This window comes from Halorubrum halophilum, from assembly GCF_000739595.1.
GTDB classification, from domain to species: domain Archaea; phylum Halobacteriota; class Halobacteria; order Halobacteriales; family Haloferacaceae; genus Halorubrum; species Halorubrum halophilum.
Map to the genome: position 1 here is coordinate 69,660 of NZ_BBJP01000036.1, position 12,580 is coordinate 82,239.

The window sequence follows — 12,580 nt, forward strand, 5'->3', positions numbered from 1 at the left end:
GTCGTCGACGGCCCGGCCCGCGGAGCGAGTCAGGCGCGGTTCAGGATCTCCGGACCGAGATCAGCTCGGGGTCGTGTTGACCGGCGCCGAGTTGTTGAACGGGTCGTCGTTGTGGCGGACCTGTTCGGTCTCGAAGACGAGGTCGAACCCGAGCGTGTCGCCCTGGATCACGTTGCCGACCTGGAACGGGACCTCCAGGAGGAGACAGAACGAGTAGACGCCACCGTTATCGTTGATCGGGATGGGGGCGCCGTCGCTGTTCTTGATGATGTAGCCGTCGGAGAGCGTGGCGTCGGCCTCACTCGCGTTCGTGTAGTGCGTGTTGGTGTCAACGACGCCGCCGACATCCGAGGGCGCGTAGCTGCCGCCCAGCGCGTTCGAGTTGTTGTTGAAAACGGGATCAAGTCCAGAGAGCCCGGTCTTGTCGCCGCTCGCGTCGTCGTAGTCCTGCCACACCGTGGTGAGGAGGAACTCGGCGAGGTCGGCGTCGTTGTCATCATCGCCCTCGACATCCTGCTCGGGCCCGGGGTTCGCACCGCCGGTCTCGGTGAAGTTCTCCGTGCGCACCTGCACGTAGCCGGGGTTGTCGCCGACCTCGATGTCGAAGCAGATGATCGCCCAGTCGCCGGGTTTCACGTCGTCGACCTGAATGCCGGTGACGATGTCCCCGTCAGCCGTCTCTGACAGCCCGACGACCCCTTGGCCCGTCCAGTAGTCGTCGGCCGCGACGATCTCGGCGGTGACGCTCATGTCGAGGGTCCCCGCGGTGAGGCTGTTGTCCTGGAAGGTTTCCGTGTCGCTGAAGTACGCCGTTGTCCCGAGTCCCGCACCCGCGGAGGCCACGCCGATCGCACCGAGACCGGCCAGCATCTTGCGCCGCGAGAGTCCGATTGAGTTGTCGTCTGCGTTCATGGTTGGTTGGTCCCCGACTTCGCCGCCGTTCGGAAGCGGAATCGGTTACTCCTCCCTGAGAGGGGTACCCACCTAGTTACGAGCAGCCACGTCACCGTCGAATGCGAGGTTCGACCCGGTGGAACGGGGCCTTCGATCGGCGGTCCGGACGACCTACTCGCCGCGAAGCAGACGACACGGACCGCATACCACGGCGAAACAGACGACACGGACCGCATACCACGGCGAAACAGACGACACGGCGACCGTACCGCCGCGGCCAGAATCGGCGGCCGAAAACGGGGACGTAGGTGTCAGCTACCGCGCCGCAGGCTATCGATTTGGTCGGATCGAACCGGGGAGTAGGATCGGGCGGCGCTCCCGTATTCGGCGCATACATATACCCCGATCGGACCCATTGGAGGCCGAAGACCGGCCTCCGCGAAGCGCGGACGCCTGAACTCTCCCGAGATGTACCCACAATGAAACTCCGATCCGATATCCTTCCGGCCGAACAGGTGTACGCCATCCTCGCGAACGAGCGCCGCCGGCGTGCCCTCAAACAGCTCGGGAGCGTCGGCGGCGTCGTGACGGTCCACGAGCTGTCGGCGCTGATCGCGGGCCGCGAGACCGGCGAGAGCCCGCCGCCGAAGCGCTGTCGCGAGAGCGTGTACACGTCGCTCGTGCAGACGCACCTCCCGAAGCTGGAAGAGCTCGGCGTGATCGAGTACGACCGGGAGAGCCAGACGGTCGAGGTGTCCCGCCACGCGCGCGACGTGGCGCTGTACACCGAGGTGGTCGCGAGCGCCGGCGTCACGTGGTCGGAGCTGTACCGCGCGCTCGGCGTCGTCTCCCTGAGCGTCCTGCTCGCGGCGCTGCTCGGCGTCCCCCTCGTCTCCGCGGTCGACCCGATCCTGTTGACGAGCATCGCGCTCGCGCTGTTCGCCGCGGCGAGCGCCTACCAGCTGTGGGTCAACCGCTTCTCCGTGCTCCGGCAGCTCCGAGCCGGAGGAAGCGGCGCCCTCGGTCTGCGACGACGGGACTGAGGCGAACAGCGATTTTGCGACGTTTCGGAGTTATTTATAAAGAAACGCAGCCGGTGCGGTCGGCGCGTGCCTGTGAGCGACCCAACGGGCCGCGAACCGCCCGCGCGAGGGAGTCGCGGCCGCTTATAAGGGCCGCGACGAGGCTGGGGAGGCGTGAGGCGCGGTTGCGATGCTGTGCGGGGCGGGACTCGAAGGGGCAGTCGCCGGCGGCAACGCCGCCGGCTTCCAGAGGCGCGAAGCGCCTCGCGGCTGCCCCTTTGGAGGTGTTCACCGTCGATCCGTCATCAACCACTTATAAACAGCCGACGACGACGCCGTAGACCGTTTATAAATACTCGTTCGACGCATCGATCACCGTCCAGCAAACCGCTTGAAAATCGGATCCGTACTACCGCTCTCCCGCGAGCGACGGCGGGAGGTCGAGTTCGAACAGGCGCGCGTCGCACGCGGTACACCGGCCGGCGACGACCTCGTAGCTCGTACAGCAGGACTCGACGACCCGCTCTTCCAACTGCACCGTTCCCTCGCAGGTCGGACACCGCTCGACGAACAGCCGCAGCGCGCCGAGCACGCCGCTCCGGGAGACGAGCGGGAGCGACGCCCAGTCGTTGAGGTGGGTCGCCAGCGCGCTGTCGGCGGCGACATCCGCGAGGAACGCCGACCGGGACTCCCAGTGGCCGATGCGCTCGTCGTCGGCGTGCGCGAACCCGGCATCGCCGCGCCAGCGCAGCGAGAGTTCGTCCTCGTCGACGCCGGTGAGCCGCGCGAGGGCGCCGACATCGGCGGAAGAGGCGGGACGCGTGCCGTCGGGGGCGGTCTCGGCGGAAGCGGTGTCCTCGGCGGCAGCGGCGCCCTCGGTCGCGTCGCGCAGCGCGGCGAGGTGCGTCTGCCAGGCCGACTCGAACCACGGCGCGAACGCGAGGTCGCTCCCGTCCGGCGTCTCGACCAACACGCCGCCCGACGAGAGGTACGACTCCGCGTCGATCGCCGCCGGCGGCCCGGTGTCGCGCCCCTTCCCGAACAGCCGCAGCGCGCGCCCGGGGAGGTAGCGCTTCGTGATCTCGGGCGTGCCGGGGACGAGATAGCCGCGCAGCCAGATCGCCGCGAGCGCGACGACGAGCACGACCGCGCCGAGTTCGACCGCGACCAGCGCACCGACGCCGACCGCGCCGACCGCGCCGATCGCGACGTTGACGACTGTACAGGGGAGACAGCGGTTCTCGCCGGTGTACTCCGGGCGCCGAAGCCGACCGAGACGGGTGTCGTGTGATGTCGTCATACCCGTCATCGGCGACGATGAAGCGTATGTATGCGCGTCCTACCACCGGTCTCGGGGGATCACACGGGACCGCGACAACGACGACCCGGACAGCGAGCGGGACGATCCGGACAAAAAAGGCAGACACCCGAACGACGGTCGAACGAAGCGGAACCAGTGATGTGGATTCAAATATATGAGGTTTTTTGAGAACCTGCGTGAGGATCGGATCGAATACGGCTCGGTATCAACGCTGGCTTGGGCGTTCCGCACAGGTACGAATCCCAGATTTTCTCAACGAAACAGTAATAGATAGTGATATGTATGTTGGTATCGATTGGTAAGATAATTCAACACAAGGTTGAGACATGACACCACATCTCATAAACGAGGGAAAAGCGACGACCGACGAGTCCGACGAGCCCTCACGGGACGAGGTGTTCACGGCGCTCAGTAACCGCCGGCGGCGGAACGTGATCACCTACCTGAAACAGCACGGCGACGGAGCGCGCGTCAGGGACATCGCCGAGCAGCTGGCGGCGTGGGAGAACGGCCTCGAGATCCCCGAGGTGACGTACAAACAGCGCAAGCGGGTGTACACCGCGCTCCACCAGTCGCACCTGCCGAAGCTGGCCGAGAGCGGATTCATCGACTACGAGTCGGATCGCGGGATCGTCTCGCTGACCGAGGAGAGTCGGCAGCTGGAGGTGTACCTCGAAGTCGTCTCCGAAAACGAGATCCTCTGGGGGGAGTACTACGTCGGTCTCGCGGTCGTCTGCGGGTTGCTCGGCGGCGCGGCGTGGATCGGGACGGTCCCGTTCGCGTCGGTCTCCGGCTACGCGTACGCGGTCCTGTTCGCGGTGCTTTTCGGCGTCTCCGGGCTCGTTCACCGGAGGTCGACGCGGCGGAACCGGTTGGGGTGACGCCGGCCCGACGGCCGGTCCCGCTGGTCACTCGACGAGTTCGTTCAGCTCCCGGATCTTCTCGGTCTGCTCCTCGTTCGCCGCCACGATCCGCTCCGCTTCGGTCGCGACGTCGTCGGCGGTGTCCGCCGACGAGTCGATCATCGCCGACACCTCCTCCGTGGACGCGGCCTGTTGGTCCGTGGCGTCGGCCACTTCGCCGACGCCCTCCGTGGCCTCGGTGACGGCCGCGTCGATGTCGTGGAGGACGTCGACCGTCTCGTCGACGCGGTCGAGACCCGTCCGGACCTCGTCGCTCGCCACTTCGATCCGCTCGCTCGTCTCGTGGGTGTCCGCCTTGATCTCGTCGACGAGTTCCTCGATGTCCTCGGCGTTTCGCTGCGACTCCTCCGCGAGGTTCTTCACCTCCTCGGCGACGACCGCGAAGCCGTCCCCCGCCTCGCCGGCCCGCGCCGCCTCGATCGACGCGTTCAACGCGAGCATGTTCGTCTGGTCGGCGATGTCGTCGATCACGTCGACGATCTCGTCGATCCGCCCGATCCGGTCTTCGAGCCGGGAGACGGTCTCGGAGACCTCGTCGTTCGCGGACTCGACGGTCTCCATCGCGTCGATCGCGTTTTCGGCGACCGTACACCCCTCCTCGGTCAGCTCCTGTGCGTGGCCGCTCACCGCCTCGACCTCCTCCGCGCTAGCGGCGATCTCCTCGACGGTGGCCGACAGGTTCGACACCTCCTCGGAGATCTTCCGCATCGACGCCGACTGCTCTTCCGTCAGTTCGGTCACCTCGTTGGACCCCTTCGAGACGATCTGCGAGATCCGAAGCAGCTGCTCCACGGTCTCGCCGATCTCCGCCTGTATGTCCGGTTCGGTGCGGCCGTCCGCCTCGGGTCCGTCCGATCGGGTCGCCATACGGACACCTCCCACAGGCCGCCGGTTAATCTGATGGTGAAAATATCAGAACGGATAACTTGACGCGGGATATGAATATCCGGAAGTAAAATCGGAAATTGAAGGACGTAAGTGGGCGAACGTATACGTTCTATCGGACGGGCGAGGTCCCCGAAATATCCCGAGTGATAATCGCCGGGCTACCTTTTTCAAGAAGTGTTGGGGACCCGAACGTATGGCGACATCGACAACGGTGATCGAGGAGACCGACATCTACACGGCCGAATGGGACGCGGCGCTCGACCTCCCCGTGTTCACGTGGGACGAGTACGCCGCCGGCGAGGCGTTCCGCGAGGGCGCTCGCCGCTGGGAGGAGATAATCGCGGACCGGGGCGCGGACAAGTACGTCGTGAACACCGCGGGCGTGACCGCACACGACGACGCCGACAAGCGCTGGCTCGCCGAGGAGTGGGTCCCGGACCTCATCGACGCGGGAGTGACGCGCGGCGCGGGCGTGTACGCCGACTCCGCGATCGCGAGCATGGAGATGGAGGAGGTCGAAGAGCAGCTGAGCTCGCTCGACCCCGACTTCGAGTTCCGCGCGTTCGCGAGCAACGAGGAGGCGAAGGCGTGGCTGCGCGACCAGTAACGGGACGCGACGACTGACGCTCCACCCCCTTTTCTCGTCGGCGCGGCGAACGCTCACGCCGCCGAGCCGCCTCGCGTCTCGCAGCGGCGCGCCGCCCGACGCTCCGCCGTCCGCCCGCGGACCCGCAGGGTTTTAGCCGCGCACGGCGGGAGTACGGGTATATGCCAACGGGGATCGTCGGGGAGTTCCTCGATCTCAAGGCGGAGACCGACGCGGACGTGCTCGCCATGCAGTGCGGCGACTTCTACGAGTTCTTCGCGGACGACGCCGAGCTGGTCGCCGACGAACTCGATCTGACCGTCTCGCAGAAGTCTTCGCACGGTTCGTCGTACCCGATGGCGGGCGTGCCGCTCTCCGATCTCACCCCCTACGTGAAGGCGCTCGTCGAGCGCGGCTACCGGGTCGCCGTCGCCGACCAGTACGAGACCGACGACGGCCACGCCCGGGAGATCACCCGGGTCGTCACGCCCGGGACCCTCCTCGAAACCGCGGACGACGACGCGCGGTACCTCGCGGCGGTCGTGCGCAAAGATGACACCCCCGACGCCCCCGACGGCCCCTACGGGCTCGCACTCGCCGACGTGACCACGGGTCGGTTCCTCGTCACCGAGGTCGACACTGCCGGCGACCTCCGGGCGGAGCTGTACCGGTTCGACCCCGCGGAGGTGCTTCCGGGGCCGCGCGTCCGCAACGACGACCAACTGCTCGGGGCGGTCCGCGAGGACCTCTCGGGGTCCGTCTCCGTCTTCGACGCGGAGGCGTTCGCACCGGGACGGGCGACACACGCGGTCCGCGAGCAGTTCGGCCGGGAGACCGCCGACAGCGTCGGGATCGACTCCGACCTCGCGTTACGCGCGGCGGGCGCGGTCCTCGGCTACGTCGAGGAGACCGGCGCTGGCGTGCTGGCGTCGATCACACGGCTCACCGCCTACGGCGACGGCGACCACGTCGCCGTCGACGCCACGACCCAGCGCAACCTCGAACTCACCGAGACGATGCGCGGAGACAGCGAGGGGTCGCTGTTCGAGACGGTCGACCACACCGTCACCGCCGCCGGCGGCCGACTGCTCCAGGAGTGGATCACGCGCCCGCGGCGGGACGGCGCGGAGCTGACCCGCCGGCTCGACGCGGTGGAGGCGCTCGCGTCGGCGGCGCTCGCGCGCGACCGCCTGCGCGAGACGCTCGGCGAAGCGTACGACCTCGAACGGCTCGCCGCGCGAGCGACCAGCGGGAGCGCGGGCGCGCGAGAACTCCTGTCGGTGCGGAACTCGCTCGCGCTGGTTCCCGAACTCGCCGACGCCGTGTCCGGGACCGCGCTCGCGGACTCTCCGGTCGCTGCAGTCCTCGATCGGATCGACCGCGAGCGCGCGGCGACGCTCCGCGACGAGCTCGCGGACGCGCTCGCGGAGGACCCGCCGAAGACGAAGACGCAGGGGGGCCTGCTCCGGGAGGGGTACGACGACGAGCTCGACGAGCTGATCGCGCGCCACGAGGAGGTCAAGGAGTGGCTTGACGGGCTCGCAGAGCGCGAGAAGCGGCAGTACGGGCTGAGCCACGTCACCGTCGACCGCAACAAGACGGACGGGTACTACATCCAGGTCGGCAAGTCGGTCGCGGACCAAGCGCCCGAGCACTACCGCGAGATCAAGACGCTGAAGAACTCGAAGCGGTTCGTCACCGAGGAGTTAGAAGAGCGGGAACGCGAGGTGCTCCGCTTAGAGGAGGCCCGTGGAGAGCTGGAGTACGAGCTGTTTGAAGAGCTCCGCGAGCGGGTCGCCGCCGACGCCGAACTGCTGCAGGACGTGGGGCGCGCGGTCGCCGAGATCGACGCGCTGGCGTCGCTGGCGACCCACGCGGCCGGTAACGACTGGACTCGACCCGAGCTGACGGACGAGCGCCGGCTCGACGTTGAGGCCGGGCGCCACCCCGTCGTCGAGCGGACGACCGACTTCGTGCCGAACGACCTCCGGCTCGACGAGGAGCGCGGCTTCCTGATCGTCACCGGCCCGAACATGAGCGGGAAGTCGACGTACATGCGGCAGGCGGCGCTGATCCAACTGCTCGCGCAGGCGGGCTCGTTCGTCCCCGCGCGGGCGGCCGCGGTGGGGCTCGTCGACGGGATCTACACCCGCGTGGGCGCGCTCGACGAGCTGGCGCAGGGGCGATCGACGTTCATGGTGGAGATGCAGGAGCTGTCGAACATCCTCCACTCGGCGACCGAAGAGTCGCTCGTCATCCTGGACGAGGTCGGGCGCGGCACCGCCACCTACGACGGGATCTCGATCGCGTGGGCCGCGACGGAGTACCTCCACAACGAGGTGCGCGCGCGCACCCTCTTCGCCACCCACTACCACGAGCTGACGACGCTGGCCGACCACCTCCCCCGAGTCGCCAACGTCCACGTCGCCGTCGACGAGAGCGACGGAGAGGTGACGTTCCTCCGGACCGTCCGGGACGGCCCGACGAACCGGTCGTACGGGGTCCACGTCGCCGACCTCGCGGGCGTCCCGGAGCCGGTCGTTTCCCGCGCCGGGACGGTGCTCGACCGGCTCCGCGAGGAGAAGGCGATCGAGGCGAAGGGCGGGGGGCGGGTCGGAGGCGGGGGCGCCGAAGGAAGAGCCCCAGACGGCGACACGAAACAGGTCGTCTTCGACCTCTCGTCCGGGTCGTTCGCGGGCGAGAGCGGCGGCGGTTCCGACGCGGCGGTGTCGGACGCGGCCGAGCCCGGGAACGACCGGAACGGAACGGGACCGGAGTCGGCGTCGTCCCCCGAAGGAGCAGTCTCCGAGACCGCAGAGACCGACCGCGTCGACCCCGAGACCCGCGCCGTGATCGAGGAACTGAGCGACGTCGACGTCGCGGCGACCGCGCCGGTGGAGCTGCTGTCGCGGGTACAGCAGTGGCAGGCACGGCTCGACGACGGTGACTGAGGCCGCGAGGACAGATTCGACACGCTGCGTCTGACGTAAGAACTAATGTCTAACCTCGTCGTGTGGTGTGTATGGGTATTATGAGCAAGATCCTCGGCGGCGGCGGAAACCGTTCCGTCGACGATTACGTCGAACTCGACCTCGACGACTTCGCCGAGGCGCACGCGGACACGGGCATGCAGGTACACATCGCGGAGATCGGCGACCAGGGCGACGTGATCCCGATCAAAGACGCCGTCTACGACGGGGATTTCGTCATCGCGGACATCACCCGCCACTCCACGTCGGACCGGACGATCGAACACATCATCGACGAGCTGCGGCAGGTCGCGCAAGAGGTCGACGGCGACATCGTCCAGAAGGGCGACGACCAGATCGTCGTCACGCCGACCGGCGTGAGCATCTCTCGCGAGAAGCTGTAAGGGGCGGTTGATCACCGATCCAGTGCATCGCGGTCGAACCGTGGCATATATGCCCGTCTCGCGCCCACGTACGACCGAATGGACGAGCCGGTCCTGCTGACGGGCGCCGGCGGACGGGTGGGGCAGGCCATCCTCCGCGGCATCGGCGACGACTACGAGTGGCGACTCCTCGACAGGGAGCCGCTCCCGGCGGCGAAGGTGCCGAACGGGGTCACCGACGCCGACCGGTACGTCGCCGACATCACCGACGCGGACGCCGTTCGGGAGGCGATGGACGGCGTCGGCGCGGTGATCCACCTCGCGGGCGACCCACGGAAGACGGCGCCGTGGGACTCCGTGCTCCGGAACAACATCGACGGGACGCAGGTGGTGATGCGGGCAGCCGTCGACACCGGCGTCGAGAAGTTCGCGTTCGCCTCCTCCAACCACGCCGTCGGCGGGTACGAGACCGAGGAGCGCACGCCGGACCTGTACCGCCCCGAAGACGGCTACCGCCTCGACGGCACCGAACTCCCTCGTCCCGGGAACCTCTACGGCGTCTCGAAGGCGGCGGGGGAGTCGCTCGGGCGCTTCCACCACGACGAACACGGGATGAGCGTCGTCTGCGTCCGCATCGGGAACCTCACGAAGGACCACCCGCCGCGGGAGTACGAGCGCGGCCAGGCGATGTGGCTCTCGCACCGCGACTGCGCGCACCTGTTCGACCGGTGTCTCCAGGCCGACTACGGCTACGAGATCGTCTACGGCATCTCGAACAACGACCGACGCTACTACTCGATCGAGCGCGCCCGCGAGGCGCTCGGCTACGACCCTGCCGACAACTCCGCCGACTACACGTTCGAAGGAGAGCCGAAAGACGAGGCCGACGAGGGCGGCGATACCGGCGACACCGCCGGCGGCGACCCCGACTCCGGGCTCGACGACCCCCCGGCCGAGCCCAACTTCCCGACTGACCCCGACACGCCGACCGATGGCGCCTGATCGGAGCGAGCCCCCTCTGACACCGTTGTCATCCCTCTTTCGGACATATCGCAGCTCAAACGGCCGCTGAAGGGACTCATCGACCGATAGCGGGAGTCTGTGTGTCTGTGTGGTCCGTCTTGCCGCGTGCGGGCACTTCGCGTGGTACCGTTCCACTTGAAACGACGCCCGCGCGTGGCTGACGAGCGTCAGACGCGGTCGGCGTCGACGACCCGGAACCGACGGAAGAGGCCGCTCAACGGGGCGAAAACGACCACTTTCACCGCGGTTGCGGGATTTTTAATACCGTGAGGAACCAACCGACGTACGCCTCCCACTGAATCATGACCGGAGGCGGAGACACCCCATGAGCGAACTGCGACAGGAAGCGGAAGCGATAGCGGAACAGTTCTCGGACCACCTCGATGTGGACGCCGACGAGATCGAGGAGCGACTGGAGAACCTCGTCAACGAGTACCGCGTCCCCCTCGACGAGGCGCGCCGAAGCGTGACCAACAGCTACCTCGAAGACGCCGGGATGGAGCGCGACGAGCTCGGCCGCGGCGGCAGCGAGTCCGTGCTCGTCGACGAGATCGACGAGGACGAACAGTGGGTCGACCTGCGCGTGGAGTTGGTCGATCTGTGGGAGCCCCGCAGTGACTCGATCTCACAGGTCGGGCTCCTCGGCGACGAGTCGGGCACGATCAAGTTCGTCGCCTTCGAGACCTCAGACCTTCCCGAACTGACTGAGGGGCAGGCGTACGAGCTCTCGAACGTCGTCACCGACGAGTACGAGGGGAGCTACTCGGTGAAGCTCAACCGGACCACCGGTATCACCGAGATCGACGAGGAGATCGAGGTCGGCGACAACGCCGACACCGTCGAAGGCGCCCTCGTAGACATCCAGTCCGGCTCCGGGCTGATCAAGCGCTGCCCCGAGGACGACTGCACGCGCGTCCTCCAGAACGGGCGGTGCTCCGAGCACGGGCAGGTCGAGGGCGAGTTCGACCTCCGGATCAAGGGCGTCCTCGACGACGGCGAGACCGTCACCGAGGTCATCTTCGACCGCGAGGCCACCGAGGAGCTCACCGGCATGGGCTTAGAGGAGGCCAAGGACATGGCGATGGACGCGCTCGACACCACCGTCGTCGCCGAGGAGATGGGCGACGACGTGCTCGGGCGGTACTACCGCGTCACCGGCCCCACCTTCGGCCGGTACGTCCTGGTCGACGAGATGGAGAACCCCGGCGAAGTCGACGTTGAAGCCGCGCTGATCGAAGCGAGGTCGATCTAAATGAGCCAATCCGCACCCACCCGAGAGGTCGCCCGGCGCGTGTTCGCGAGCGAGTTCAACGACGCCGGCTTCACGTTCACCGAGTCCGACGACGAGCGCGCCCCCGTCTACGCGCTGTTACCGACGGGCGAATCGTCGAACCGCGTGTTCTTCGTCGGCACCCTCACGGAGAAGGAGGACGTCGGCGACGACAGCGAGTACTGGCGCGGCCGCATCGTCGACCCGACGGGCACGTTCTTCGTGTACGCCGGCCAGTACCAGCCGGAAGCCGCTTCCAAACTCCGGGACTTGGAGCCCCCGGCGTACGTCGCAGTCGTGGGGAAGCCCCGGACGTACGAGACCGACGACGGCACCGTCCGCGTCTCCGTCCGCCCCGAGTCGATCACCGAGGTCGACGCCGACACCCGCGACCGCTGGGTCGCCGAGACGGCCAAGCGAACGATCGAGCGCGTCGCCGCGTTCGACGACGAGGGGAACGAGTACGCGCGGATGGCCCGCGAGGAGTACGACTTCGACCCCGAGACGTACAAGGCCGCCGCGCTGTCGGCCCTGGAAGACCTCGACGAGGGCGACGGCGACGAGCTCGCGGGGGACGACGCCCCCGACGCCGCGAGCGACGAGACCGCCCCCGACGGGTCGGATTCGGCCGGCACGCCGGAGCCCTGACGCGATCTGCGCGACTCAATCCCGGTTCGAACCGGGAGCCAATTTTCATTCTTGCGATCGTCTGACAAACGCTTAAGTATATTGCGCGACGATCGCTCCGATAATGGGCAACAAGAACAAGACGATCTCGTTCCGCGTCAACGAGGACGCGTTCGAGACCCTCCGCGACATCGCCGAGGAGCGAGACATCTCGCTGTCGGCCGTCTTCCGGGACTACGTGGATACGCTCGTTGCCCACGACGGACAGGTCCGGGTCGTCCCGGAGGCGGAGCTCGACAGCATGGGCGAGAGCGGGGAGTCGTTCCCCCCGAAGATCGAGGTCCCGAAGAGCTTCGTGCGCGAGCACGAGCGACTGGAGCTCGAAGCCGACCACCTCCGCGAGCAGCTCGAGGAGCACAAACGCTACGTCAACTACCTCCGCGAGCAGCTGGAGGACGGCGACGAAGAGGTGATCCAGCTCGAAGACCTCGACGGCGAGCCCGACGAGCCCTCCTTCCGACTCGGGTAGCCGCCGGCGACGGGTCTCGACTCCTTCCGGTGTGTCTCCCTCTCCGCCCAGCCGCGCCTCCCATCCGCGGAGAAACTTACTCGATCGTTCGGTACTGTTCGCCGAAACGACGATGTCGGCGAAAATATTGCCGGACACGCCTCGA

The 12,580-nt window shown here is 67.5% G+C and carries 12 protein-coding genes; 9 read left to right on the plus strand and 3 right to left on the minus strand.

Annotated elements, in window-relative coordinates; all coding sequences use genetic code 11:
- Nucleotides 1–60: 60 nt before the first annotated feature.
- Nucleotides 61–912 carry a SipW-dependent-type signal peptide-containing protein gene (locus ACP96_RS12165; protein WP_050033494.1) on the minus strand — a complete coding sequence of 284 codons (852 nt, stop codon included), beginning with the start codon at nt 910–912 and terminating at the stop codon, nt 61–63.
- Between the two features lie 461 nt (nt 913–1,373).
- Here ACP96_RS12165 and ACP96_RS12170 point away from each other — a divergent pair, with 461 nt between their 5' ends.
- Nucleotides 1,374–1,937: a DUF7344 domain-containing protein gene (locus tag ACP96_RS12170; protein ID WP_050033495.1), complete on the plus strand. Its 564-nt coding sequence runs from the start codon at nt 1,374–1,376 to the stop codon at nt 1,935–1,937.
- A gap of 388 nt (nt 1,938–2,325) precedes the next feature.
- Here ACP96_RS12170 and ACP96_RS12175 read toward each other — a convergent pair whose 3' ends face one another.
- The gene (locus tag ACP96_RS12175; RefSeq protein ID WP_050033541.1) at nt 2,326–3,216 is read right to left on the minus strand and encodes a hypothetical protein; all 891 of its coding nucleotides are present in this window, start codon (nt 3,214–3,216) and stop codon (nt 2,326–2,328) included.
- 347 nt (nt 3,217–3,563) lie between these two features.
- Here ACP96_RS12175 and ACP96_RS12180 point away from each other — a divergent pair, with 347 nt between their 5' ends.
- The gene (locus ACP96_RS12180) at nt 3,564–4,118 is read left to right on the plus strand and encodes a DUF7344 domain-containing protein (RefSeq protein ID WP_050033496.1); all 555 of its coding nucleotides are present in this window, start codon (nt 3,564–3,566) and stop codon (nt 4,116–4,118) included.
- Between the two features lie 27 nt (nt 4,119–4,145).
- On the opposite strand, the gene ACP96_RS12185 is transcribed toward ACP96_RS12180, so the two are convergent.
- A complete protein-coding gene (locus tag ACP96_RS12185; protein WP_050033497.1) occupies nt 4,146–5,027 on the minus strand; it encodes a methyl-accepting chemotaxis protein in 882 nt (293 codons plus the stop codon).
- A gap of 214 nt (nt 5,028–5,241) precedes the next feature.
- Between ACP96_RS12185 and ACP96_RS12190 the strand changes: the two genes are divergently transcribed.
- The 7 genes from ACP96_RS12190 to ACP96_RS12220 all read left to right on the plus strand — a co-directional run bounded on the left by ACP96_RS12190 (nt 5,242) and on the right by ACP96_RS12220 (nt 12,435).
- Nucleotides 5,242–5,655 (plus strand): hypothetical protein, encoded by a 414-nt coding sequence (locus ACP96_RS12190; RefSeq protein WP_237561645.1) that lies wholly within the window; start codon nt 5,242–5,244, stop codon nt 5,653–5,655.
- Nucleotides 5,656–5,816: 161 nt separating this feature from the next.
- On the plus strand, nt 5,817–8,585 hold the full coding sequence (mutS, locus tag ACP96_RS12195) for a DNA mismatch repair protein MutS (protein ID WP_050033498.1): 2,769 nt from the start codon (nt 5,817–5,819) through the stop codon (nt 8,583–8,585).
- Nucleotides 8,586–8,656: 71 nt separating this feature from the next.
- The gene (locus ACP96_RS12200; protein ID WP_004048756.1) at nt 8,657–9,007 is read left to right on the plus strand and encodes a cell division protein SepF; all 351 of its coding nucleotides are present in this window, start codon (nt 8,657–8,659) and stop codon (nt 9,005–9,007) included.
- A gap of 78 nt (nt 9,008–9,085) precedes the next feature.
- Nucleotides 9,086–9,988, plus strand: a complete 903-nt coding sequence (azf, locus tag ACP96_RS12205; protein ID WP_050033499.1) for an NAD-dependent glucose-6-phosphate dehydrogenase Azf — start codon at nt 9,086–9,088, stop codon at nt 9,986–9,988.
- 346 nt (nt 9,989–10,334) lie between these two features.
- The gene (locus ACP96_RS12210; RefSeq protein WP_050026643.1) at nt 10,335–11,261 is read left to right on the plus strand and encodes a replication factor A; all 927 of its coding nucleotides are present in this window, start codon (nt 10,335–10,337) and stop codon (nt 11,259–11,261) included.
- Nucleotides 11,262–11,927: an RPA family protein gene (locus tag ACP96_RS12215; protein WP_050026640.1), complete on the plus strand. Its 666-nt coding sequence runs from the start codon at nt 11,262–11,264 to the stop codon at nt 11,925–11,927.
- Nucleotides 11,928–12,030: 103 nt separating this feature from the next.
- On the plus strand, nt 12,031–12,435 hold the full coding sequence (locus tag ACP96_RS12220) for a hypothetical protein (protein ID WP_004048800.1): 405 nt from the start codon (nt 12,031–12,033) through the stop codon (nt 12,433–12,435).
- Nucleotides 12,436–12,580 lie beyond the last annotated feature (145 nt).